19 protein-coding genes are annotated in these 20,845 nt (G+C 73.6%); 8 read left to right on the plus strand and 11 right to left on the minus strand.

Annotation, left to right across the window (positions count from 1 at the left end; translation table 11 throughout):
- Window positions 1–111: 111 nt before the first annotated feature.
- The 6 genes from BMX65_RS03740 to cutA form a co-directional block, all read right to left on the minus strand.
- A complete protein-coding gene (locus BMX65_RS03740) occupies window positions 112–1,410 on the minus strand; it encodes an RNA polymerase sigma factor (RefSeq protein ID WP_398758777.1) in 1,299 nt (432 codons plus the stop codon).
- 484 nt (window positions 1,411–1,894) lie between these two features.
- Window positions 1,895–3,811, minus strand: a complete 1,917-nt coding sequence (dnaG, locus tag BMX65_RS03745) for a DNA primase (RefSeq protein ID WP_074998608.1) — start codon at window positions 3,809–3,811, stop codon at window positions 1,895–1,897.
- 56 nt (window positions 3,812–3,867) lie between these two features.
- Window positions 3,868–5,610 (minus strand): pyruvate dehydrogenase, encoded by a 1,743-nt coding sequence (locus tag BMX65_RS03750; RefSeq protein WP_074998609.1) that lies wholly within the window; start codon window positions 5,608–5,610, stop codon window positions 3,868–3,870.
- 232 nt (window positions 5,611–5,842) lie between these two features.
- Entirely contained in the window at window positions 5,843–7,114 is a 1,272-nt protein-coding gene (locus BMX65_RS03755) for an NAD(P)/FAD-dependent oxidoreductase (RefSeq protein ID WP_074998610.1), read from the minus strand.
- A 253-nt stretch (window positions 7,115–7,367) separates the two neighbouring features.
- Window positions 7,368–8,693, minus strand: a complete 1,326-nt coding sequence (locus tag BMX65_RS03760; protein ID WP_074998611.1) for a deoxyguanosinetriphosphate triphosphohydrolase — start codon at window positions 8,691–8,693, stop codon at window positions 7,368–7,370.
- Between the two features lie 28 nt (window positions 8,694–8,721).
- Window positions 8,722–9,054, minus strand: a complete 333-nt coding sequence (cutA, locus tag BMX65_RS03765) for a divalent-cation tolerance protein CutA (protein WP_074998612.1) — start codon at window positions 9,052–9,054, stop codon at window positions 8,722–8,724.
- A gap of 193 nt (window positions 9,055–9,247) precedes the next feature.
- On the opposite strand from cutA, the gene BMX65_RS03770 reads away from it, so the two are divergent.
- Window positions 9,248–9,640: a VOC family protein gene (locus BMX65_RS03770; RefSeq protein ID WP_074998613.1), complete on the plus strand. Its 393-nt coding sequence runs from the start codon at window positions 9,248–9,250 to the stop codon at window positions 9,638–9,640.
- On the opposite strand, the gene BMX65_RS03775 is transcribed toward BMX65_RS03770, so the two are convergent.
- Together BMX65_RS03775 and BMX65_RS03780 are read right to left on the minus strand one after the other, a co-directional pair.
- The gene (locus BMX65_RS03775) at window positions 9,580–10,362 is read right to left on the minus strand and encodes a helix-turn-helix transcriptional regulator (protein ID WP_074998614.1); all 783 of its coding nucleotides are present in this window, start codon (window positions 10,360–10,362) and stop codon (window positions 9,580–9,582) included. The two genes, BMX65_RS03770 and BMX65_RS03775, sit on opposite strands and share 61 nt — an antisense overlap.
- A gap of 70 nt (window positions 10,363–10,432) precedes the next feature.
- The gene (locus BMX65_RS03780; protein WP_074998809.1) at window positions 10,433–11,380 is read right to left on the minus strand and encodes an AraC family transcriptional regulator; all 948 of its coding nucleotides are present in this window, start codon (window positions 11,378–11,380) and stop codon (window positions 10,433–10,435) included.
- A gap of 167 nt (window positions 11,381–11,547) precedes the next feature.
- On the opposite strand from BMX65_RS03780, the gene BMX65_RS03785 reads away from it, so the two are divergent.
- Together BMX65_RS03785 and BMX65_RS03790 are read left to right on the plus strand one after the other, a co-directional pair.
- Window positions 11,548–12,411, plus strand: coding sequence for an NAD(P)H-binding protein (locus BMX65_RS03785; protein WP_074998615.1), 864 nt, complete (start codon window positions 11,548–11,550; stop codon window positions 12,409–12,411).
- Between the two features lie 161 nt (window positions 12,412–12,572).
- Window positions 12,573–12,896 (plus strand): cupin domain-containing protein, encoded by a 324-nt coding sequence (locus tag BMX65_RS03790; RefSeq protein WP_074998616.1) that lies wholly within the window; start codon window positions 12,573–12,575, stop codon window positions 12,894–12,896.
- A gap of 21 nt (window positions 12,897–12,917) precedes the next feature.
- Here BMX65_RS03790 and aroQ read toward each other — a convergent pair whose 3' ends face one another.
- A complete protein-coding gene (aroQ, locus tag BMX65_RS03795) occupies window positions 12,918–13,424 on the minus strand; it encodes a type II 3-dehydroquinate dehydratase (RefSeq protein WP_074998617.1) in 507 nt (168 codons plus the stop codon).
- 186 nt (window positions 13,425–13,610) lie between these two features.
- On the opposite strand from aroQ, the gene BMX65_RS03800 reads away from it, so the two are divergent.
- Both BMX65_RS03800 and BMX65_RS03805 read left to right on the plus strand, forming a co-directional pair.
- On the plus strand, window positions 13,611–14,531 hold the full coding sequence (locus BMX65_RS03800; RefSeq protein WP_074998618.1) for an oxidoreductase: 921 nt from the start codon (window positions 13,611–13,613) through the stop codon (window positions 14,529–14,531).
- Window positions 14,528–15,286, plus strand: a complete 759-nt coding sequence (locus BMX65_RS03805) for a response regulator (RefSeq protein ID WP_074998619.1) — start codon at window positions 14,528–14,530, stop codon at window positions 15,284–15,286. Before BMX65_RS03800 ends, BMX65_RS03805 begins: the two co-directional genes overlap by 4 nt.
- Window positions 15,287–15,319: 33 nt before the next feature.
- On the opposite strand, the gene BMX65_RS03810 is transcribed toward BMX65_RS03805, so the two are convergent.
- Entirely contained in the window at window positions 15,320–15,799 is a 480-nt protein-coding gene (locus BMX65_RS03810; RefSeq protein WP_074998620.1) for an LppU/SCO3897 family protein, read from the minus strand.
- Window positions 15,800–16,019: 220 nt separating this feature from the next.
- On the opposite strand from BMX65_RS03810, the gene BMX65_RS03815 reads away from it, so the two are divergent.
- Together BMX65_RS03815 and trxA are read left to right on the plus strand one after the other, a co-directional pair.
- Window positions 16,020–16,463 carry a MerR family transcriptional regulator gene (locus BMX65_RS03815; protein WP_074998621.1) on the plus strand — a complete coding sequence of 148 codons (444 nt, stop codon included), beginning with the start codon at window positions 16,020–16,022 and terminating at the stop codon, window positions 16,461–16,463.
- Complete coding sequence (gene trxA / locus BMX65_RS03820) at window positions 16,460–16,801, plus strand: thioredoxin (protein ID WP_074998622.1); 342 nt, start codon at window positions 16,460–16,462, stop codon at window positions 16,799–16,801. Before BMX65_RS03815 ends, trxA begins: the two co-directional genes overlap by 4 nt.
- A gap of 212 nt (window positions 16,802–17,013) precedes the next feature.
- Here the strand turns inward: trxA and ppdK are convergent, their stop codons facing one another.
- Complete coding sequence (ppdK, locus tag BMX65_RS03825; protein WP_074998623.1) at window positions 17,014–19,791, minus strand: pyruvate, phosphate dikinase; 2,778 nt, start codon at window positions 19,789–19,791, stop codon at window positions 17,014–17,016.
- Between the two features lie 401 nt (window positions 19,792–20,192).
- Between ppdK and BMX65_RS03830 the strand changes: the two genes are divergently transcribed.
- Window positions 20,193–20,822 carry a gamma-glutamylcyclotransferase family protein gene (locus tag BMX65_RS03830; RefSeq protein WP_239501817.1) on the plus strand — a complete coding sequence of 210 codons (630 nt, stop codon included), beginning with the start codon at window positions 20,193–20,195 and terminating at the stop codon, window positions 20,820–20,822.
- Window positions 20,823–20,845 lie beyond the last annotated feature (23 nt).

Raw genomic sequence — 20,845 nt, forward strand, 5'->3', positions numbered from 1 at the left:
AGGGCGGCGTGCACCGTGGAACGTACGGTCACCGGGGGCGAGTCGGCGAGACACTGCCCGCGATTATGAGGAGGGCGCGAACAGGCTGACAAGAGCGCGTCAAACGAGCGGTCAGTCCAGATAGCCCCGCAACTGGTCCGCGAAGGCGTGGTCCCGCAGCTTGGTGAGGGTCTTGGACTCGATCTGCCGTATCCGCTCCCGCGTGACGCCGAAGAGCCGGCCGATCTCCTCCAGCGTGCGGGGCCTGCCGTCGATCAGCCCGTACCGGAGCTGTACGACCTTGCGTTCGCGCTCACCGAGCGTGGAGAGCACCGCCTCCAGATGCTCGCGCAGCAGCAGGAAGGCGGCCGACTCCACCGGCGAGGGCGCATCCCCGTCCTCGATCAGGTCACCGAGATTGACGTCCTCCTCCTCGCCGACCGGCGCGTGCAGCGAGACGGGCTCCTGGGCGAGCCGCAGCACCTCGGTCACCCGCTCCTCGGTCAGGTCCAACTGGGCCGCCACCTCCTCGGCCGCGGGTTCGTACCCGCGCTCCTGGAGCATCCGGCGCTGCACCCGCACCACCCGGTTGATCAGCTCGACGACGTGCACCGGGACGCGGATCGTCCGGGCCTGGTCGGCCAGGGCCCGGGACATGGCCTGGCGGATCCACCAGGTCGCATAGGTGGAGAACTTGTAGCCGCGCGCGTAGTCGAACTTCTCCACCGCGCGGATCAGCCCGAGGTTGCCCTCCTGGACGAGGTCGAGCATGGTCAGACCGCGGCCCACGTAGCGCTTGGCGACGGACACCACCAGCCGCAGGTTCGCCTCGATGAGGCGGCGCTTGGCCAGTCTGCCGCGCACCACCAGGCGGTCGAGGTCGAGCGCGAGCTCCCCGTCCAGCGTGGGCGAGTCGGCGAGCTTCTCCTCGGCGAAGAGCCCCGCCTCCACGCCCCGGGCCAGCTCCACCTCCTCGGCGGCGGTGAGCAGGGGGATGCGGCCGATCTCGCGCAGGTACTGGCGGAAGAGATCCGCCGAGGCACCGGTCGCGGGGGCCTCCGGCTGCGGCGCCGCCGACTCCCTCTCCTCCTCGGCCCGGGGCGCCCCGCGCTGCTCCGGCACGGTCCCGCCGGGTTCCGGGACACCGGCCGCACCGCCCGGGGAGCCGGGCTCCGCGGGCGGCGCCTGAGCCGGTGGGCCGAGGAGGGCCGCGGCCGAGGCGGCCGACAGGGGCAACTCGGCAGCGGGCACCCGCCCCGGGTGCGCCGGGGGCGCCGACGGCGCGGAGTGCGCGTCCAGCGGGGCGGTCGAGGCGGCGTGGGGCGCCGCATTCCGGGTCCGGGTCTGCACGGGGGCGACCTCCAGTGTGATCGCTGCCGGTTCGGGGGCGGCGTGCGGGAGGGGAACGACCGCGGCCGGGCCGCGCTCCATCCCGTACGGAACGTGCGGTTCCGCGGGGGACTTTGGCCGGTTCCGGCCAGCACCGCCCCGCTCCGAGGACTCAGGCACCGCTCACCAGTGTGGGGTACGACACATGCCCGCCACGAGGGTCGTGCGGGCAGTTTTTCCGCCAAACGTCACCCTCAGCGCACGATCCACTACGCACCACCGGGGCTGCGGATGCGGCTGTTCTCCTTGTGGCACCGGCATCGACAGCTTCGCGCAGCCCGGGGGCGCCTCCCGCCGGTCGCCCCGAGGCGCTCACCGGGCCCGCGGGCGCCTACCGGGCGCCGCCGCAGCGCGGCGAGCCCGAAAACGTGCGCCCGGCGCACCGCCCGCACGCCCGCCGCGGGCAGCCGTTGCCGGGCACCGGAGGCAGCCGCAGCCGGGCCGCACGGCCCCCGCGGCCCGGCGCGAGCCCCACAGTGCCGGGCAACCGGCCGGACGGCCCGCTGCCGGACGGCCCCGCTTCCCGTCAGAGCGCCGCGGCGCCCCGCTCGCGCAGCGCGATGCCGTACTGCTGGAGCGTCCAGATCTGCCGGCGCACGCCGGCCGACTGCTCGTACTCCTGGCGCGCCTCCAGACGCCGCGCCGCGCCCTCCAGTTCGGTGATGCGGGCGTTGACGGCGGCGCGGCGCACCGCGACCAACTGCTCGCCCGCGTACGCCTCGTCGACCTCCCGGTTGCGGGCGCTGCGCAGCGGCTCGACGGCCAGCTCGGTGACCAGGGAGCGCACCGTGTCGTCCGGCGCCGCGTCCCGGACCCGTCCCAGGTAGCCGCTGTCCCCGACCCCGGCCTCGGCGCCGCCCCCGGCCTCCACCGCCTGCCGCACCACGGCGTAGGGCGGCGCGGTGAACTCGTCGGTCCCGTAGGCGTCGAAGGCGGGCGAGACAAGTTCCGGCCGCTGGAGCGCCAGCTTGAGCAGCTCGCGCTCGACGCGGTGGGCGGGGCTGCGGAGGTTCAGATCCGGGCCGCGGGGCACGAAGGGCGCCTGCACCGCCGGGCTCTCCTGCGCGCGTGCGGCGCGCCCCGCGGTGCGCGGCGGCGCCTGGCCGCGCTCGCGCGCCCACCGGGAGAGCTGGGCGACGCGGCGGACGACGAACTCCTCGTCCACGATGCCCAGCAGCCCGGCCAGCCGTACCGCGTAGCCGCGCCGGATGGAGGGGTCCTTGATCTGGGTGACGACCGGTGCGCCCTCCTCCAGCGCGGCGGACCGCCCCTCGGCGGTGTCGATGTTGTGCCGGTCCACGATGGAGCGGATGGCGAAGTCGAAGAGCGGGGCACGGTCCTCGATCACCTTGGCCACGGCCTCGTCGCCGTGCGCGAGCCGCAGATCGCACGGGTCCATACCGCCGGGCGTCAGCGCGATCCAGGTGCGGGCCGCGAACTTCTGGTCGTCCTCGAAGGCGCGGAGCGCGGCCTTCTGCCCGGCTGCGTCGCCGTCGAAGGTGAAGACGACCTCCGACTGGGCGTTGTCCATCAGCACCCGGCGCAGGATCTTCACGTGCTCACCGCCGAAGGCGGTGCCGCAGGTGGCGATGGCCGTGGTCACTCCCGCCAGGTGGCAGGCCATGACGTCCGTGTAGCCCTCCACGACGACGGCGCGGTTGGCCTTGGCGATCTCCCGCTTGGCCAGGTCGATGCCGTAGAGCACCTGCGACTTGCGATAGAGGGGCGTCTCGGGCGTGTTGAGGTACTTCGGCCCCTGGTCGTCCTCGCGCAGCTTGCGGGCGCCGAAGCCGACGACGTCGCCGGTGATGTCGCGGATCGGCCACATCAGGCGGCCGCGGAAGCGGTCGATGGGGCGTCCGTTGCGCGCCTCCTGGGCGAGGCCGGAGAGCGTGAGCTCCTTGTCGGTGAAGCCCTGCCCGCGCAGATAGCGCACCAGGTGGTCCCAGCCCGCCGGTGAGTAGCCGATGCCGAAGTGCCGGGCGGCCTCCTGGTCGAATCCCCGGTCGGCGAGGAAGCGGCGGCCGACCTCCGCCTCGGGGCCGTCGAGCTGCTCGGCGTAGAAGCGGGCCGCGATCCGGTGCGCCTCCACCAGCCGGGTGCGCTCACCCTGCTGCGAGGCGCGGCCGTAGCCGCCCTCCTCGTAGCGCAGGGTGATCCCGGCGCGGGCGGCGAGCCGCTCGACGGACTCGGAGAAGGACAGGTGGTCGACCTTCATCACGAAGTCGAGGGTGTCCCCGCCCTCCTGGCAGCCGAAGCAGTGGTAGAACCCCTTGCTCGGGCTGACGTGGAACGAAGGGGACTTCTCGTCATGGAACGGGCACAGCCCCTTGAGGTTGCCGCCGCCCGCGTTGCGGAGCTGGAGGTACTCGGACACCACGGAGTCGATCGGGACCGCGTCCCGGACCGCCTTCACGTCCTCGTCGTTGATCCTTCCAGCCACGTGGGAATTCTACGGCCGCCCGGTGACACTCCCCGACCCCGGTGCCGCGGCGCGGCTCAGGGCCGCGGGATGTTGCGCAGATTCGACCGCGCCATCTGGACCATCCGCCCCACTCCCCCGTCCAGCACGGTCCGGCCCGCGGAGAGCGCGAAGCCGCTCACCTGCTCCCGGGTGATCTTCGGCGGCAGGGAGAGCGCGTGCGGATCGGTCACGATGTCGAGCAGCGCGGGCCCGTCGTGCGCGAGCACGTCCCGCAGGGCGCCGCGCAGCTGCTTGGGCTTCTCGACCCGTACGGCGTGCGCGCCCGCGGCCTCGGCGAGGGCCGCGAAGTCCGGGTTGCGGTTGTGGGTGCCGTAGGCGGGCATCCCGTCGACCATCATCTCCAGCTCGACCATGCCCAGCGAGGAGTTGTTGAACAGCACGACCTTGACCGGCAGGTCGTACTGGACCAGCGTGAGGAAGTCCCCCATCAGCATGGTGAAGCCGCCGTCCCCGGACAGCGAGACCACCTGCCGGCTCCGGTCGAGGAACTGCGCGCCGATGGCCTGGGGCAGCGCGTTGGCCATCGAGCCGTGGCTGAAGGAACCGATCACCCGGCGCCGCCCGTTCGGCGTGAGGTAGCGCGCCGCCCACACGTTGCACATCCCGGTGTCCACGGTGAAGACGGCGTCGTCGGCCGCCTCCTCGTCCAGCACCGAGGCCGCGTACTCGGGGTGGACGGGGGTGTGCTTCTCGACCTTGCGGGTGTACGCCTTGACGACGCCCTCCAGCGTCTCGGCGTGCTTGCGCAGCATCCGGTCCAGGAACCTGCGGTCGGTCCTGGCCCGCACCCGGGGTGTGAGGCAGCGGAGCGTCTCTCGCACGTCGCCCCACACCGCGAGGTCGAGGGCGGTGCGCCGGCCCAGGTGCTCGGGGCGCACGTCGACCTGGACGATCCGGCAGTCCTTGGGCAGGAACGCGTTGTAGGGGAAGTCGGTCCCCAGCAGGATCAGCAGATCGCACTCGTGGGTGGCCTCGTAGGCGGCACCGTAGCCGAGCAGTCCGCTCATGCCCACGTCATAGGGGTTGTCGTACTGGATCCACTCCTTGCCGCGCAGCGCGTGCCCCACCGGGGTCTTGAGCCGCTCGGCGAACTCCATGACCTCACCGTGCGCGCCCGCGGTACCGGCGCCGCAGAACAGCGTGATCTTCTCCGCGTCGTCGATCAGGTGCACCAGCGCGTCGATCTCCGCGTCCCCGGGGCGCACGGTGGGGCGCGAGGTGACCAGCGCATGCTCCTCCGGGCTGTCGGGCGCCTCCTCGGACGCCAGATCGCCGGGGAGTGCGACGACGCTGACCCCCTGCTGTCCGACGGCGTGCTGGATGGCCGTCTGCAGCACCCGCGGCATCTGCTGCTCGCTGGAGATCAGCTCGCTGTAGTGGCTGCACTCGGCGAAGAGCCGGTCGGGGTGGGTCTCCTGGAAGAAACTGGTGCCGATCTCGCTGCTGGGGATGTGCGAGGCCAGCGCGAGGACGGGCGCCATCGAGCGGTGCGCGTCGTAGAGCCCGTTGATCAGGTGCAGATTGCCGGGGCCGCAGGAGCCGGCGCACGCGGCGAGCTTCCCGGTGAGCTGCGCCTCGGCACCGGCCGCGAAGGCGGCGGTCTCCTCGTGGCGGACCTGGATCCAGTCGATGGCGGGGGTCCGCCGAATGGCGTCGACCACCGGATTGAGGCTGTCCCCCACCACGCCGTAGAGGCGCTCCACCCCGCAGCGCACCAGCGTGTCGACGAACTGCTCGGCCACCGTCTGCTTCGCCATCGTTCACTCGTCCTTCGCTCGCCGCGCCACGGGAGGGCGGCGGTACGGGGTGTCGCTCTTCCGGTGAACGTATTCCCCGTCCGCCGCTCAAGCATCACGTGAATCTCCCGTACGGGCGCGGCGCGGGCCCGGACAGCGGCACCCCACCGCGGCGGACCGGCATACCGGTGGACCGCCCCGCGCGGGGCGGTCCACCGGTACGGACCCGGCGGGACCGGGCTCACGGTGGGGCTCAGGCCGGACCGGCGGCGCCCAGCGACTCCAGCGGCACGCCCGGGTCGGCCAGCGCGTCCGGATCCACCGCGGCGCCGGACCTGATCAGGTCCTGCACGGCCCCGGTCACGTCCCAGACGTTGGCGTTCAGCCCGGCCAGCACCCGGTTGTCCCGCAGCCAGAACGCGATGAACTCGCGCTTGGCCACATCCCCCCGGCACACCACCTGGTCATAGGACCCGGGCGGGGCGTGCCCGGAGTACTCCATGCCCAGGTCGTACTGGTCGGAGAAGAAGTACGGCACCCGGTCGTAGGACACCTGCGCGCCGAGCATGGCCCGGGCCGCCGCCGGACCGCCGTTGAGGGCGTTGGCCCAGTGCTCCACCCGCAGCCGGTCGCCCAGCAGCGGGTGCGCGACGGCGGCGGCGTCGCCGGTGGCGTGGATGTCCGGGTCGCTGGTCCGCAGCGAGGCGTCCACGGCGATCCCGCCGCCCGGGCCGGGCGCCAGCTCCAGACCCGCGCTCTCGGCCAGCGCGGTGCGCGGCGCGGCGCCGATGGCGGCCAGCACGTCGTGCGCGGGGTGCTCGTCGCCGTCGTCGGTGCGCACGCTCTGCACCATGCCGTCGGTACCGGTGATCTCGGTCAGCCGGGCGCCGAAGTGGAAGCGGACGCCGTGCTCGCGGTGCAGGTCCGCGAAGAGCGCGCCCAACTCCGGGCCGAGGACGCCGTGCAGCGGCGTGGGCTCCGGCTCGACGACGGTGACCTCCGCGCCGTAGGCCCGCGCCGCCGCGGCCACCTCCAGGCCGATCCAGCCCGCCCCGGCGATGACCAGGTGGCCGTTCTCCTGGCCCAGCACGCTCAGCACCCCGCGCAGCCGCTCGGCGTGCGCCAGCCGCCGCAGGTGGTGCACTCCGGCCAGGTCGGTCCCGGGGATGTCCAGCCGGCGCGGCTCGGCACCGGTGGCCAGCAGCAGCTTGTCGTAATGGATGCGCGTGCCGTCGCCCAGCCGGACCGACCTGCCCGCCCGGTCCAGCTGCACCGCGGGCTGTCCCAGGTGGAGTTCGATGTCGGCGCCCGCGTACCAGGCCGGCTCGTGCACGAAGACGCTGTCCCGTTCGTCCGAACCGGCGAGGTAGCCCTTGGAGAGCGGAGGGCGCTCGTAGGGATGGTCGCGCTCGTCGCCGATCAGGATGACGCGGCCGGTGAACCCTTCCGCGCGCAGGGTCTCGGCGGCTTTCGCCCCCGCCAGCCCTCCGCCGACGATGACGAACGTACGGTGTGCGTCGACCACTTGAAGCCTCCTCCTCGAAGACGCTGCCCCCTGCGGGCCGTGCTGTCCCCCGTCGTCCACACGTGAGCGTCCCGCATCGGGGCAGGCCCGGGAAGAGGCAGGGGGCATGGATGGGACGTATGAGCCACGCGGCGAGTTCCGCGGCACGGGGCGGCCCCGGGGGCTCCGGGCGGCCGGCCCGGCGCCCGCCCCGCCGGCCCGGCACGGGCGCCGCCCCGGTCCGCCGCCCCACCCGCGCGGAGCGCCGGGTCCCTCATCCGTGCTGCCCGCGCATCGCCAGCGCGCGGTGCAGGGCGCGGGCGGCGGCGTCGGTGAGCGTGGAGATCTGGTCGACGACCACGCGCAGCCGCGCCGTGTCCGGGTCCGCGGCGAGCGCGGCCTCCGCGTACAGGTCCGCGTACTGCGGATCCAGCCCCTCCGGCGCCCTGGCCAGCAGCGCCTCGGCCAGTTCGCGGAGGACGACCCGCTGCTCGCGGCGCAACCGCTCCAGGTCGGGCCGCTGCATCACATAGCGGTCGGCGACCGCCTTGAGCACGGCGCACTCCAGCCGCGCGGACTGCGGGACGATCAGTTCGGCCGCGTACCGGGTCAGCGGGCCCGAGCCGTGCGCGGCCCGGGTCGCGGCCTCGGCGGCCAGGCAGAAGCGCCCGATGAGCTGGCTGGTGGCGTCCTTGAGACGGGCCTGGGCGTGTGCGGTGCCGTCGTAGGAGTGCGGCCACCAGTCCTGTTCCAGGAGCCGGTCGAGCGCGGCGGCCGGCTCGCCCTCCCCGGCTCCCGGCGCGTAGCGCTCCGCGGCCACCTCGAACACGTCGCCGCGCTCGGGGCCGGACCGCAGGATGCGCGGGTCCAGATGCCCGGCCCTGATCCCGTCCTCCAGATCGTGCACCGAGTAGGCCACGTCGTCGGACCAGTCCATGACCTGCGCCTCGAAGCAGGTGCGGCCCTCCGGCGCGCCCTTGCGCAGCCAGCCGAAGACCGGAAGGTCGTCCTCGTAGACGCCGAACTTGGGCGAGGCGGGGTCCTCCGGATGGCCGCCGCGCCGCCACGGGTACTTGGTCGCGGCGTCCAGTGCGGCCCGTGTCGCGTTGAGCCCGACGTAGCCCTGGCCGTCCAGTTGCGCGGAGAACCGCTTGGGCTCCAGCCGGGTGAGCAGCCGCAGCGACTGCGCGTTGCCCTCGAAGCCGCCCGCCGGTGCGGCGATCTCGTCCAGCACGGCCTCGCCGTTGTGCCCGAACGGCGGGTGCCCCAGGTCGTGGGCGAGGCAGGCCGTCTCGACCAGGTCGGGGTCGCAGCCCAGCGCGGCACCCAGCTCCCGGCCCACCTGGGCGCACTCCAGGGAGTGGGTCAGCCGGGTGCGCGGCGTCGCGTCCCAGGCGGGACTGGCGCTGCCCGGCGCGACGAGCTGTGTCTTGCCCGCCAGCCTGCGCAGCGCCGCGGAGTGCAGAACCCGGGCGCGGTCGCGCTGGAAGGCGGTGCGCCCCGGCCGCTTGTCCGGCTCCGGCACCCAGCGTTCGAGGTCGGCGGGACCGTAGCGCGGCGCCGCGGGGGCGCCGCCCTCTACCGCGAAGGAGGGTTCCATACACCGACCGTAGCCCCAGGGCCCGGGCTCATGGCTGCGGGGAGGGCCGCGTCTCCTCCTCCACCCACCGCAGATAGTCCGCGCTGCCGCGCACCACGGCCGTGGCGATGATCTCCGGCACCTCGTACGGATGGACCTCGCGCAGGTAGTCCTCCAGCGCGCCGTAGCGGTCGGCGCAGGTCTTGAACAGCACCTGCCACTCGGAGTCCGTCTGCACCGCGCCCTCCCACCGGTAGACGGCGGTGACGGGGCCGTTGAGCTGTGCGCACGCCGCCACCCGCCGCGTGATCGCTCCCGCGGCGAGCGTCTGGGCCTGCTCCTGCGAGGCGGTCGTCGTCAGGACGGTGAGGATCTCGGCCATCCGGACAGCCTAGTCACTCCGCGCCGCCGCCCCGCGCGGAGGCGCGGCGGAAGCCGACGGCGGAAGCCGACGGCGGAAGCCGACGGCGGAAGCCCCGAGGGCCGCCAGCGGAGGGGCGGCGGATGCCGACGGCGGAGGCGCCGAGGTCCGAAACGTTCAAGACGGCCGGGGCGCGGCGCCCTAGCGTGACCGTATGACACCGCGCTTCGACCTCATCGGCATCGTCACCTCCGACATGGCCGCCTCGCTCGCCTTCTACCGGCGACTGGGCCTCGACATCCCCGCGGACGCGGACGGACAGCCGCACGTGGAGCACGTCGGGCCGGGCGGCGTACGGCTCGCCTGGGACACCGAGGAGGTCGTCCGCTCCTTCGACCCGGAATGGACGGCTCCGCCGGGCAGCGGCCGGATCGGGCTCGCGTTCCTGTGCGACTCGCCCGCCGAGGTCGACCGGATGTACGGCGAGCTGACCGGTGCGGGCCACCCGGGCCACCACGCCCCGTGGGACGCCGTGTGGGGGCAGCGCTACGCCGTCGTCCTGGACCCGGACGGCAACGGCGTCGACCTGTTCGCGCCGAACGACTGACCGGACCGGCGGCCGGCTGCGGGCACCAGCGCGGTCAGCGGAGCGCCCGCCAGGGCGCGGACCTCGCGGGAGAGGTGCGCCTGATCGGCGTACCCGGCCCGCTGCGCCGCCCCGGCGAGGGCGGTGCCCGACCGGGCCAGGTGCAGCGCCCGCTGCATCCGCAGCACCCGGGAGAGGGTCTTGGCCCCGTACCCGAACGCGGCGCGGCACCTGCGGTGGAGCTGGCGTTCGCTCAGGCCCACGTCGCGGGCCGTCCCCGCCACCCCGGCCCCCGCGCGCAGCGCCGCGACGACGGCTTCCTCCTGCGCGGCGGCGCGCCGGTCGGCGGCTGTGCGCTGCGGCGCCGCCAGCCGCTCCGCCGCGACCTCCTCCAGCGCCGCCAGCGGGTCCCGGGCACCGGCGACCCGCTCGGTCAGCTCCCGCACCCGGCCGGCGGGCCACAGGTCGGCCAGCGGCGTCCGCCGGTCCCGCAGCTCCCATGCCGGCGGGCCGAAGACCCGCGGGCCGGTGCCCGGCGGCAGCCGCAGGCCGTACGCCGGGAGCCCCGCACGCTCGGTCGCCAGGTGCGCGCGGGTGTCCGGACCCGCGACGACCAGTTCACCGTTCCACAGCAGCAGGTCCATGCAGCCGTCCGGCAGCACCCGCCCGATGGTGCCCGGGGGCACGGCGGCACGGGTCCAGCACACCGCGCCCCGCAGCCGGGACGTCCGTTCCTCGTACACGGCCCCAGGATGCACCCGGCCACCGACAGTCCGGCCGCCCGGCGCGGCGGAGCGCCACCGGGGCCGGGGCTCAGTCCGGGGCGCCTCCCGCCAGGTACGCCGTGGGGCTGACGCCGCGCAGCCGCTTGAAGGCCGCGCTCAGTGCGAAACCGTCCCCGTAGCCCACCCGGCGGGCGACGGCACCCAGCGTCGCGCCCCGCTCCCGCAGCAGCCGGGCCGCCAGGTCGATGCGCCACTGCGCGAGGTAGGACATGGGCGGCTCGCCGACCAGTTCGGAGAAGCGGCGGGCGAGGCTCGCGCGGGACACCCCGGCCCCGGCCGCGAGCGCCGCCACGGTCCAGGCGTGTCCGGGCTGCTCGTGCAGCAGCCGCAGCGCCACCCCCACCACCGGGTCGCTCTGTGCGCGGTACCAGGCGGGCGCGTCCGCCTCGGGCCGCGCGAACCAGGCGCGCAGCACGGAGACCAGCAGCAGGTCCAGCAGCCGGTCGAGCACCATCTGCTGCCCCGGCGCGTCCTTGACGACCTCCGCGGCGACCAGCCGCATCAGGTCCGCGTCCCACTCGGCCGCGTCCAGGACCAGCACCGGCGGCAGCGCGTCCAGCAGCCGGGCACTGAGGTCGCCGTGCAACTGGTAGTTGCCGCTCAGCAGGACGGCGGGATCGTCCGGGCTGCGGCCCCAGGTGCGCACCCCCAGCGCGAGCTCCTCGCACATGTCGGTCCCGTCCACGGTGGTGCAGCAGTCACCCGGCTGGATCAGCAGCCCCGGTTCGGTCTCCGGATCGTCGGCGAGCACGTAGGGAGCCGGTCCGCGCAGCACCGCCACATCGCCGGGCTCCAGCCGCACCGGCTCCGGCGCCTCGGAGTGCCGGACCCAGCCGGTGCCGCGCAGCATGGACGCCAGCGCCAGCGGCGCACCGTCCTGCACCCGTACGCCCCACGGCGGTGCGAGCACCGCCCGGTGGAACAGTCCGCCGCGCGCCCGGGCGCCGCCGAGCACGTCCGTCAGCGCCTCGGTCAGCCCGTCGGTGCCCCGCGTCCGCCACGCCCCCGCGGCCCGGCCGGACCGCCCGTCCTGTTCGGCGCCCCGCGCCGCCGCCGTTGTCACGGCAGCAGCCTAGACGCAGGGACATGCGGCTGAGCCGCTGGACGATGTCGTCGGGGGCCCGCACGGCGTTGGCTTGCGGCATGACACAGCAGAAGAACGAGAAGGCGGCGGAGCGGCAACACGCACAGGACCCGGTCCTGGTGCTGTGCGGCACCGGCAAGAACGGCTCCCGGGTCGTCGAGCAACTGCACGCACGCGGCTGTCCGGTGCGCGTGGGCTCCCGCACCGGAGAGCCGCCGTTCGACTGGGAGGACCCCGGTACCTGGGACGCCGCGCTGGCGGGGGTGGGCGCCGTTTTCGTCGTCTGCCAGCCGGACGTGGGCGCCCCGGGCGTCGCCGATGCGGTGCGGGCGTTCGGCGCACGCGCGGCGGCGGCCGGAGTGCGGCGGCTGGTGCTGCTCTCGGCGCGCGGCGAGGACCTCGCACTCCCGGCCGAGCGGGCGGTCCGGGACGCGGGCACGGAGTGGACGATCCTGCGCACGAGCTGGTTCTTCCAGAACTTCAGCGAGGGCGTCTTCCTGCCGTCCGTGCTGGAGGGCGAACTCCCGTTCCCGGCCGGAGAGGTACGCGAACCGTTCATCGACGCGGACGACATCGCGGAGGTGGCCGCCGCCGCACTGACCGAGGAGGGCCACCACGCGCGCGTGCACGAGCTGACCGGACCGCGCCTGCTCACCTTCGGGGAGGCGGCGGCGGAGGTGGCCGCGGCCGGCGGCCCCGCGGTGCGGTACGTGCCCGTGGCGCTGCGGGAGTACGCCGAAGAGCTGGCCGGGCAGGGGCTGCCGCCGGAGCTGGTGGCCTTCCTGGGCGAACTGTTCGCACAACTGCTGGACGGACGCAACGCCTCCGTCACGGACGGCGTACAGCAGGTGCTGGGCCGCCCGGCACGGGACGTCCGCGACGCCGCCCGCGAGGCGGCGCGGCGGGGGGCGTGGCGGGCCTGAGGACGCGCTCCCGGCGCACTGCGGATGCGCACCGGGTGGGACGGCGCGGGCGCGGGGCGGCGCGGGCGCGGCGCCCCGGGCGGCGGCCCCGGAGCGGCGAATCCGCTGTGGCCCGCGAGTGGCCCGGTTGCGTCGCGTGCCGTGCGGGGCACGATGGACGCATGGACGATGTGACCGCTCTGGCAGCCGAGCACCTGGCGCTGGCACGGAAAGACCCGCACGGCCGCAGCGCGTATCTCTTCCTGCACGACGGGCCCCTGCGGCAGTCCGTCATCGCGCTGACGGAGGGGTCGTCGCTGGAGGAGCACAACACACCGCCCGCGGCGAGCGTCCACGTCCTCCAGGGCCGCATCCGGCTCACCGAGGGCACCGCCGACCAGGACGTCGCCGCCGGGCAGATCCAGCGGGTTCCGCACCTGCGGCACGGCGTTCTCGCGCTGGAGGACACCGTGTTCGTCCTGACGGCGGTGACGGGTACCGACTGAGCGGCGGCTCACGGGCAGCGCTCAGACGCCGTCCGCTGCGCCCCACTCCGCGATGCGGTGCAGTACGGAGCGCAGCGCCAGCTCGTAGCCGAAGACGCCGTGCCCGGAGACCATGCCCTGGCACACCGGTGCGGTGACCGAGGTGTGCCGGAAGGATTCGCGGGCGTGCACGTTGGAGATGTGCACCTCCACGCAGGGGATGCCGAGCGAGGCCACCACCTCGACGGCGTCCCGCAGCGCGTAGCTGTAGTGCGCGTAGGCGCCGGGATTGAAGACGATGCCGCTGTCGCCGCTCCGGGTGGCGTGGATCAGGTCGATCAGCGCTCCCTCGCTGTTGCTCTGCGCACAGCGCACCTCGGCACCCAGTTCGGCGCCGAGCGCCGTGACCCGCTCCTCGACGTCCCGCAGGGTGGTGCTGCCGTAGGTCGCCCGGTCGCGTTCGCCGAGCAGGTTGAGGTTGGGGCCGTGCAGGAGCAGCACACGCGGCCTCGTGGCGGGGGACCCGGCTGCGGGGGGATTGGCGTTCATGGGGGCAGCCTAGAGCCCGGCGGCCGGGGCGCGCCCCGGCCGCCGGGCTGCAGGCTGCGGGCACCGGCGGGGCACCGTGGGGCACGGCAGGGGACCAGTCGTGGCGCGGCTGACCTCGACCGTCCGGGGGCCTGCCGTTAGCCTCCACAGGAGAGAGTCGCTGAGCGAGCGAGGAGCAGGCGGGCGATGGGCTGGACAGCGCGGAACATTCCGGACCAGAGCGGCCGTACGGCGGTCGTGACCGGCGCCAACAGCGGGCTCGGCTTCGTGACGGCCCGGGAGCTGGCACGGCGCGGAGCGCGGGTGGTGCTCGCCTGCCGGGACGAGGAGCGCGGCGACCGGGCCCGGGACGCGCTCGTGCAGGAGCTGCCCGAGGCCGGACCGCGCACCGAACTGCGCCGGCTCGATCTGGGCGACCTGGCGTCGGTGCGTGCTTTCGCCAAGGAGCTGCCGGACGAGCGGGTGGACCTCCTGGTCAACAACGCGGGAGTGATGGCGCTGCCCTACGGCCGGACGGCGGACGGCTTCGAGCGGCAATTCGGCGTCAACCACCTGGGCCATTTCGCTCTCACCGGGCTGCTGCTGGAGCGGCTGCTGGCGGCCTCGGCACCCCGCGTCGTGACGCTGTCCAGCGGGCTGCACGCACTGGCCAACATCGACATCGCGGACCTCAACAGCGAGCATTCCTACCGGCGCTGGATCGCCTACAGCCGGTCCAAGACCGCCAATCTGCTCTTCACCCACGAGCTGGCCCGGCTGTGCGCCGGCACCCCGCTGGTCGCCGCGGCCGCGCACCCCGGCTACGCGGCCACCAACCTGCAGACCGCCGGAGCCCGCATGGAGGGCCGGAAGACCACCGAGCGGGTGATGGCGCTGGGCACCCGCGTCCTGGGGCAGTCCGCCGACGCGGGCGCGCTGCCGACGCTGTACGCGGCGACCGCGCCCGGGGTGGCGCCGGACTCCTTCACGGGGCCGAGGCTGCTGGGCTGGCGCGGTGCTCCGGCGCCGTCCTGGCGCGCGCCCTGGACCCTCAGCGACGTGGCGGCCGAGCGGCTGTGGGCGGCCTCCGAGCAGTTGACGGGGGTCACCTACGGGGTCCCCGCATGATCCGGGTGGTCGTGGTCGACGACGACTTCATGGTGGCCCGGCTGCACAGCACCCTGGTCTCCCGGGTGCCCGGGTTCGAGGTCGTCGCGGTGGCGCACAACGGCGCGGAGGCGCTCGCCCTGGTGCGCGACACCGCACCGGACCTGGTGCTGCTGGACCTGTATCTGCCCGACTTCAGCGGGCTGGAGGTGTTGCAGCAGTTGCGCGGCGACGGCGCGCCGGGCGGCGGCCCGGACGTGCTGGTGATCACGGCGGCGCGGGACGCGGCGAGCGTGCGGGCCGCACGGCACGGCGGGGCCGTGCAGTACGTCGTCAAGCCGTTCGAAGGGCGGCTGCTGAGCGAGCGGCTGGAGCGGTACGCGCGGGAGCGGCAGGACCTGGAGTCGCTGACGGCCCCCGGCCAGGAGGAGCTGGACCGGGTCTTCTCCGGTCTCTCCGGCGGCGGTGCGGACGCGGCGTCCCCGGGAGCCGCCGCGGCAGGCAGCGCGCAGTCTCCGCGGGGCGCCGGCGTCGCCGTCCGGGCGCAAGCGCTGCCCAAGGGACTGACCGAGCAGACCGCGGCCCTGGTCCGCGCGGCCCTCCGGGCGGGTCAGCGGGCGACGGGTGTGTCGGCCTCGGAGTGCGCCGAGCACAGCGGCCTGTCCCGGGTGAGCGCCCGGCGCTATCTGGAGCACTTCGTGGCGACCGGGGCCGCGCGGGTCACCCTGCGGTACGGCACCACGGGCCGCCCCGAACGCCGCTACCACCGGATGTGAGGTGCGGCGCGGCGGGCCGTTCGGCGTCGCGGGTCAGACCTTGGTGAAGCACATGGTGTGGTCGCCGCCGCGGTTGCTGGAGTACTGGATGCCGTAGTCGTACTGGGCCGGGCACTCCTTGTCCGGTCCGAAGAGGCGCTGCCCCGTCTTGTACTCGGCCTCCGGTGAACCGCAGTCGACGATGGTGGGCAGCGGGTCGTCGTCGGTGCCCTCGATCTTCACGCAGTCGCCCTGCTGCGGGTCGTGCGTCTTCTGCTCCTCGATCCGCGCGGACTCCGACGCCTCCGCCTTGGCCTTCCCGCCGTTGGGATCGGTGTTGTAGTCGTACACGTACCAGCCGACCCCGCCGAACACCGCCAGGACGACGACGGCGGCGATCAGGCCGCGCAGCGGGCCGCCCTGCTGGGGGCGCTGCGGGCCGCGAGGCGGCGGGGGACCCTGGGGCTGCTGGTACTGCGGCGGAGGGCCCTGGGGCTGCTGGTACTGGTACTGGTACGGCGGTGGTGCGGACATGGGCGTTCCCCCGTTGGAGTGATGACCTAACGCGCGCTGACGCGCACTTGCCGGCCTTACTGTATGGCCACTGGCGCGCGTCCGGGCACCGCCCCCGCTCTCGCCCGACAGCAATGTCTCCGTCCGGCGTTGCGTTGACGCCGACGTCAACCCCTAGCGTGCCGAGCGCCGTACGGGAGCACGGCGGAAACCGGCGGAGAGCACGCGGAGAGGAGTCCCGATGCGGATCGGGGAACTGGCCGAACGCGCCGGCACGACCACCCGGACCCTGCGCTACTACGAGGCGCGGGGCCTGCTGGCCGCGGCCAGGGACGCGCACGGGTACCGCACGTTCGGCGAGGAGGACCTGCGGCTGCTGCGGCAGATCAGGACGCTGCGGGAGAACGGGTTCGAGCTGGAGGAGACCCGGCCGTTCGTCGAGTGTCTGCGCGCGGGGCACCCGGCGGGCGACTCCTGCCCCGACTCGCTGGAGGTCTACCGGCGCAAACTCGCCGAACTGGACGCGTGCATCGCCGAGCTGCGCACCGTGCGGGAGGAGGTCGGCGCACGGCTGGCCCGTGCCGAGATCGAAGCGGCGGCGGCGCACGCCCCCGCGCCCCGGTGCGCGCTGGCCCCCTCCGAGCCACCGACGCCACGGGAACCCGAGGAAGAGGGACGAAAATGACCGCAACAGCCGCACACCTGCGGGAAGTGACCGACGAGACGTTCGCCGAGGAGGTGCTGCGCTCCGACGTCCCGGTACTGGTCGACTTCACCGCCGACTGGTGCCCACCGTGCCGGATGGTCGCACCGGTGCTCGCCCGGATCGCCGAGCAGCGCCGAGACACCCTGAAGGTCGTCTCCCTCGACGTGGACCGCAATCCGCGGACCCAGGCGGCCTACGGCGTCCTGTCGATGCCCACCCTCGTCCTCTTCCGCGACGGCGAGCCCGCCCGCTCGGTGGTGGGTGCCCAGCCCGAGCGCCGCCTGGTGGAGCAGCTCGGCCTGGACGAGCCGCGCTGAGGCGCCGGGGCACGGGGGCGGGCACCGGGCGCACCCCGGCGGGGCCGGGCCGGGGCCCGGAAGCACGAAGGGCGACGAAGAAGGAGAAGAAGGAGAAGAAGGAGAAGAAGAAGGAGGCGGCACCCCCGCACGGGTGCCGCCTCCTGGGCCGGGTTCCCCGTCCGCGGTGAGGGTCGGTGCGGACGGGGAGCCCGGGAGTGGGATGGCTCGGGTTACGCGGTCGCGTGCTGCTGGGCCGCGGCCGCCCGGCCCGCCTCCAGGCGGGCCACCGGGATGCGGAACGGGGAGCAGGAGACGTAGTCGAGGCCCACCTCGTGGAAGAAGTGCACCGACTCGGGGTCGCCGCCGTGCTCGCCGCAGACACCGAGCTTGAGGTCGGGCCGGGTGGCCCGACCCGCCTCGGCGGCGCTGCGGACCAGGGCGCCCACGCCGTCCTTGTCGATGGTCTCGAACGGGGAGACGCCGAAGATGCCCTTCTCCAGGTAGGCCGTGAAGAAGCTGGCCTCGACGTCGTCGCGGCTGAACGCCCACACCGTCTGGGTCAGGTCGTTGGTGCCGAAGGAGAAGAAGTCGGCGCACTCGGCGAGCTGGTCGGCGGTGAGCGCGGCGCGCGGCAGCTCGATCATGGTGCCGAGGGTGAGCCCCAGCTCCACGTTGTGCCGCTGCTCGACCTCCGTGATGACCTGCTCGGCCTCCTCGCGGACGAGTTCCAGCTCCTGCACGGTGCCCACCAGCGGAATCATGATCTCGGCCCGCGGGTCGCCGCCGCCGGCCTTCCGTGCGGCGGCCGCTTCGGCGATGGCGCGGATCTGCATGGTGAACAGGCCGGGGATGACCAGGCCGAGGCGGACGCCGCGCAGCCCCAGCATGGGGTTCTGCTCGTGCAGCCGGTGCACGGCCTGCAGCAGCCGCAGATCGTTCTCGTTGGCGTCCTTGCGGGACTCGGCGAGCGCGACCCGGACCGACAGCTCGGTGATGTCGGGCAGGAACTCGTGCAGCGGCGGGTCCAGCAGCCGCACCGTCACCGGCAGTCCGTCCATCGACTCGAACAGCTCGACGAAGTCGCCCTGCTGGAGCGGGAGCAGGGCGCCCAGCGCCCGCTCGCGCTCCTCCTCGGTGTCGGCGAGGATGAGCCGCTCCACCAGCTCGCGCCGCTCCCCGAGGAACATGTGCTCGGTGCGGCACAGGCCGATCCCCTGGGCGCCGAACCGGCGGGCGCGCGCGGCGTCCTCGGCGTTGTCGGCGTTGGCCCGTACCCGCAGCCGGCGTACCCGGTCGGCGTACGCCATGATCCGGTGGACGGCCTGGACCAGCTCGTCGGCCTCGTCGGCTCCCGCGTGCGTGCGGCCCTCGAAGTACTCCACGACCGGCGAGGGGACGACCGGCACCTCACCGGCGTAGACCTTGCCGGTGGAGCCGTCGATGGAGACGACGTCGCCCTCCTCGACGATCCGCCCGTCCTGGCTCTTGAGGCAGCGCCGCTTGGTGTCGACCTCCAGCTCCTCGGCACCGCACACGCAGGTCTTGCCCATGCCGCGGGCGACCACGGCCGCGTGCGAGGTCTTGCCGCCGCGCGAGGTGAGGATGCCCTCGGCGGCGAGCATCCCGTCCAGGTCGTCGGGGTTGGTCTCACGGCGGATGAGGATGACCTTCTCGCCCGAGCGCGACCACTTGATGGCGGTGTAGGAGTCGAAGACCGCCTTGCCGACCGCGGCGCCGGGCGACGCGGCGATGCCCCAGCCGATCTGGTCGGCGCCCTTGAGCCCGCCGTTGCTGTCGAAGCGGGGGAACATCAGCTGGGCGAGCTGGGTCCCGTTGACCCGCTGCAGCGCCTCGGCCTCGTCGATCAGGCCCTGGTCGACGAGCTGGGTGGCGATGCGGAAGGCGGCCGCCGCGGTGCGCTTGCCGACGCGGGTCTGCAGCATCCACAGCTTGCCGCGCTCGATGGTGAACTCGATGTCGCACAGATCCCGGTAGTGGTTCTCCAGGGTCTCCATGATCTGCATGAGCTGGTCGTACGACGCCTTGTCGAGCTGTTCGAGGTCGGCGAGCGGCACGGTGTTGCGGATGCCGGCGACGACGTCCTCGCCCTGGGCGTTCTGCAGGTAGTCGCCGTAGACGCCCTGCTGTCCGCTGGCCGGGTCGCGGGTGAAGGCGACGCCGGTGCCGGAGTCGGGGCCGAGGTTGCCGAAGACCATCGAGCAGATGTTGACGGCCGTTCCGAGGTCGTGCGGGATGCGCTCCTGGCGGCGGTAGAGGCGGGCGCGGCTGCCGTTCCACGAGTCGAAGACCGCGCGGACGGCCAGGTCCATCTGCTCGCGCGGGTCCTGCGGGAAGTCGCGGCCGGTCTCCTCGGAGACGATGGCCTTGAACTTCTGGACCAGTTCCTTCAGGTCGTCCGCGGTCAGGTCCACGTCGGTCACGGCAGCGCGTGCGCTCTTGACCTCGTCCAGGGTCTCGGAGAAGCGCTCGCCGTCGATACCGAGCACGGTGTCGCCGAACATCTGGATGAGGCGGCGGTAGGAGTCCCAGGCGAAGCGCTCGTCGCCGGACTGGGCCGCGAGTCCGTGCACGGACTCGTCGGAGAGCCCGATGTTGAGGACGGTGTCCATCATCCCGGGCATGGAGAACTTGGCGCCGGAGCGCACGGAGACCAGCAGCGGGTCGTCGGCCTGGCCGAGCTTCTTGGCCATGCGCTCCTCGAGCGCCGCCAGGTGCCCGCTCACCTCGTCCCGGAGGGCCGCGGGGGCCTCTCCGGACTCCAGGTACGCCTTGCAGGCTTCGGTGGTGATGGTGAAGCCCGGCGGGACGGGCAGACCGAGGTTGGTCATCTCGGCGAGGTTGGCTCCCTTCCCGCCGAGGAGGTCCTTGAGGTCCTTGTTGCCCTCACTGAAGTCATAGACGAACTTCCGCTGCTGCGACTGCTGCTGCGACGCGCCTGTTGCGGACTGTGCGTTCGCGGACTCTGTGTTCTTCGCGTGAACCGGCACCGGACTCGGCTCCTCGTGGTCGGCTGCCCTGACGGCGGGGAGCGTACCCAGATCGAAGGCTTACGAGTACGTCCAACAGCACGTCACACGGCTGTAACCACCCGTGTGCCGAGAGATCGAAAGCAGAGGGCCGTATCAGCTAATTGGTCATACCATTCAAAGCTCGAAATGATGACTACGCTGAGCCGAACAACTCAACGGTTTCACCGACGCGGAGTAGTGATCGCCTACAACACAGAAACCAAGGGTCGGTAAAACCACGACCCGCTCCTTGGAGATGTACAGCTCACATCTGAGCGCTCATCTGAGCGCACCCCTGATCAAGGTGGCGCGAATCACGCGGCTGAACGGGTGAACGTCTCACCATCCGGACGAGGTCCGGCCCGCAGTAGATTGCCGTGGTGACCGATCCGAACACCGCTGAGAATCCGGCCTCCCGGCACGCCCGCCTCGCCCCCGTCGACACCGCGGCGGACGCCCTGTTCGTCTACGGCACGCTGCGCTTCGACCGCATCCTGGCCGCCCTGCTCGGCCGCGTCCCGCCCCGCACCCCGGCCACCGCGCCCGGCTGGCGCACCGCGGCACTCGCGGGCCGCCCCTATCCCGGACTCGTCCCGTCCTCCGGGCACACGGCCACCGGGCTGCTGCTGACCGGACTGAGCCCTGCCGAGTGGCGCGCGCTGGACGACTTCGAGGACGACGCATACGAGCTGCGCCGCCTCGCCGCGGAGCGGGAGCCTGCGGCAGAGCGGGAGCCTGCGGCAGAGCGAGCGCCTGCGGCAGAGCGAGCGCCTGCCGCGGAACAGAGTCCTCCCGCGGAACGCGGTGGGACGGAGAACGGCAGGACGGCGGGCAACCTCTCCGTGCCCGGCCGGATCTGGACGTACGTCTGGGCAGCGCCGGACCAGGTCGCCGCGGAGGACTGGTCAGCGGACGTCTTCGCCGCCCGGCAACTGGAGGGCTACGCGGCCCGGCTGGAGGCCGCCGCGGCCACGGCCGCGCGGCACCGGGGCGGGTGCCCCGACCGCTGAACGCCGCCGAGGGCAGCCGTCGT

The organism is Streptomyces qinglanensis, assembly GCF_900111245.1.
Lineage (GTDB): Bacteria > Actinomycetota > Actinomycetes > Streptomycetales > Streptomycetaceae > Streptomyces > Streptomyces qinglanensis.

Excerpts from the sequence above, each read along its gene's own strand:
- BMX65_RS03760 (WP_074998611.1), bottom strand. The coding sequence starts at position 8,693 with ATGGAACCCTCCTTCGCGGTAGAGGGCGGCGCCCCCGCGGCGCCGCGC.
- trxA (WP_074998622.1), top strand. The coding sequence starts at position 16,460 with ATGACCGCAACAGCCGCACACCTGCGGGAAGTGACCGACGAGACGTTC.
- BMX65_RS03790 (WP_074998616.1), top strand. The coding sequence starts at position 12,573 with ATGGACGATGTGACCGCTCTGGCAGCCGAGCACCTGGCGCTGGCACGG.
- BMX65_RS03785 (WP_074998615.1), top strand. The coding sequence starts at position 11,548 with ATGACACAGCAGAAGAACGAGAAGGCGGCGGAGCGGCAACACGCACAG.
- BMX65_RS03815 (WP_074998621.1), top strand. The coding sequence starts at position 16,020 with ATGCGGATCGGGGAACTGGCCGAACGCGCCGGCACGACCACCCGGACC.
- aroQ (WP_074998617.1), bottom strand. The coding sequence starts at position 13,424 with ATGAACGCCAATCCCCCCGCAGCCGGGTCCCCCGCCACGAGGCCGCGT.
- BMX65_RS03800 (WP_074998618.1), top strand. The coding sequence starts at position 13,611 with ATGGGCTGGACAGCGCGGAACATTCCGGACCAGAGCGGCCGTACGGCG.
- BMX65_RS03770 (WP_074998613.1), top strand. The coding sequence starts at position 9,248 with ATGACACCGCGCTTCGACCTCATCGGCATCGTCACCTCCGACATGGCC.
- BMX65_RS03740 (WP_398758777.1), bottom strand. The coding sequence starts at position 1,410 with ATGGAGCGCGGCCCGGCCGCGGTCGTTCCCCTCCCGCACGCCGCCCCC.
- BMX65_RS03805 (WP_074998619.1), top strand. The coding sequence starts at position 14,528 with ATGATCCGGGTGGTCGTGGTCGACGACGACTTCATGGTGGCCCGGCTG.
- BMX65_RS03810 (WP_074998620.1), bottom strand. The coding sequence starts at position 15,799 with ATGTCCGCACCACCGCCGTACCAGTACCAGTACCAGCAGCCCCAGGGC.
- BMX65_RS03750 (WP_074998609.1), bottom strand. The coding sequence starts at position 5,610 with ATGGCGAAGCAGACGGTGGCCGAGCAGTTCGTCGACACGCTGGTGCGC.
- cutA (WP_074998612.1), bottom strand. The coding sequence starts at position 9,054 with ATGGCCGAGATCCTCACCGTCCTGACGACGACCGCCTCGCAGGAGCAG.